General features: G+C 72.6%; 2 protein-coding genes. Both read left to right on the plus strand.

Features of this window, described 5'->3' with window-relative positions:
• Positions 1-193 precede the first annotated feature (193 nt).
• A complete protein-coding gene (gene gnd, locus FV222_RS24895; RefSeq protein WP_147763360.1) occupies positions 194-1,174 on the plus strand; it encodes a phosphogluconate dehydrogenase (NAD(+)-dependent, decarboxylating) in 981 nt (326 codons plus the stop codon).
• A partial coding sequence (pgl, locus tag FV222_RS24900; protein ID WP_147815894.1) for a 6-phosphogluconolactonase occupies positions 1,174-1,815 on the plus strand: 642 nt, incomplete at its 3' end. The genes gnd and pgl, both read left to right, overlap by 1 nt.

The following is a 1,815-nucleotide window of genomic DNA, read 5'->3' on the forward strand; positions in this document are numbered from 1 at the left end:
CCGCCGGGCGCTCCGGGTCCACATCAAGGGCGGCGACGTCCCGGCCGGCCTGAAGCGGATCGCCGCGGCCCTGACCGCCGCGGCGGGCTAAGCCTCTCGACGGATCGCCGCGCCCGGGGCCCCTCGCGGGCGCGGGCGGGTGCGGCGGGCCGCCACCGACAGAGCCTCACAGAGCCTCAGAGGAGTGCCAAACATGCAGCTCGGGATGATCGGCCTCGGCCGGATGGGCGGCAACATCGTCCGGCGCCTCCTGCGCGACGGGCACACGGCGGTGGTCTTCGACCAGAACCCGGAGGCGGTGAAGGCGCTGGTCGAGGCCGGCGCGGTCGGCGCCGACAGCCTGGAGGACTTCGTCTCCAAGCTCGACGTCCCGCGGGCCGCCTGGGTGATGCTGCCGGCGGGCGCGATCACGGAAGCCACGGTGAAGGCGCTGTCCGGCCTGATGCAGGCCGACGACGTGATCATCGACGGCGGCAACTCGTTCTACGGCGACGACGTGCGCCGCGCGGGCGAGCTCAAGGACCGGAGCATCCACTACGTCGACGTCGGCACCTCCGGCGGCGTCTGGGGGCTGGAGCGCGGCTACTGCATGATGATCGGCGGCGACAAGGCGGCCGTCGATCGCCTCGACCCGGTCTTCGCGACCCTCGCGCCGGGGATCGGCGACATCCCGAAGACGCCGGGGCGCGACGGCCGCGACCCCCGCGCCGAGCAGGGCTACATCCATGCCGGCCCGAGCGGGGCGGGCCACTTCGTCAAGATGATCCACAACGGCATCGAATACGGCCTGATGCAGGCCTATGCCGAGGGCTTCGACATCCTCAAGCACGCCGACAGCGAGGCATTGCCCCCCGAGCGCCGGTTCGACCTCAACCTCGGCGACATCGCCGAGGTCTGGCGCCGCGGCAGCGTGGTCTCGTCCTGGCTCCTCGACCTCACGGCGAGCGCGCTGGCGACCGACGAGAAGCTCGAGGACTATTCCGGCTACGTCGAGGATTCCGGCGAGGGCCGCTGGACGATCAACGCGGCGATCGAGGAATCCGTGCCGGCCACGGTGCTGTCGAACGCGCTCTACCGCCGGTTCCGCTCGCGCGAGGACGCCTCCTACGCCGACAAGATGCTGTCGGCGATGCGCAAGGGGTTCGGCGGCCACCAGGAGCCCAAAAAGTCATGATGGGCGCGCTGCCGCCCGACGCCGTGGTCCTGCCCGATGCCGACGCGGTGGCCCGCGAGGCTGCCGAGCGCCTGATCGCGGCCTGCGAGGCCTCGCGATCCGAGCGGATCGCGATCGCGCTGTCCGGCGGATCGACGCCCAAGCGCCTCTACGCCCTGCTCGCCGGGCCGGATCATGTCGGCCGCGTGCCCTGGGACCGGGTCCACTGGTTCTTCGGCGACGACCGCGCCGTGCCGTGGGACCATGCCGACAGCAACGTCCGCATGGTGCGCGAGGCCTTCGGCCACGGCACGGCTTTGCCGGCGGCGCACCTGCACTTCATCCCGACCGACCTCGGGCCGGAGGCGGCGGCCGAGGCCTATTCCCGCACGCTCCTCGCGTTCTATGGCGCCGACCGGCTCGACCCCGCCCGTCCGCTGTTCGACTGCGTCCTGCTCGGCCTCGGCGAGGACGGCCACACCGCCTCGCTGTTTCCCGGCAAGCCCGCCCTGTCCGTGACGGACGCCCTCGTGGCGCCCGTGCCGGAGGCCGGCCTGGCGCCGTTCGTGCCGCGGGTGACGCTGACCTTCAAGGCGATCGCCTCCTCCGCCCTGATCCTGTTCCTGGTGGGCGGCGCGGGCAAGCGCGAGGCGCTCCGGCGG

The organism is Methylobacterium sp. WL103, from assembly GCF_008039885.1.
Classification (GTDB): domain Bacteria; phylum Pseudomonadota; class Alphaproteobacteria; order Rhizobiales; family Beijerinckiaceae; genus Methylobacterium; species Methylobacterium cerastii.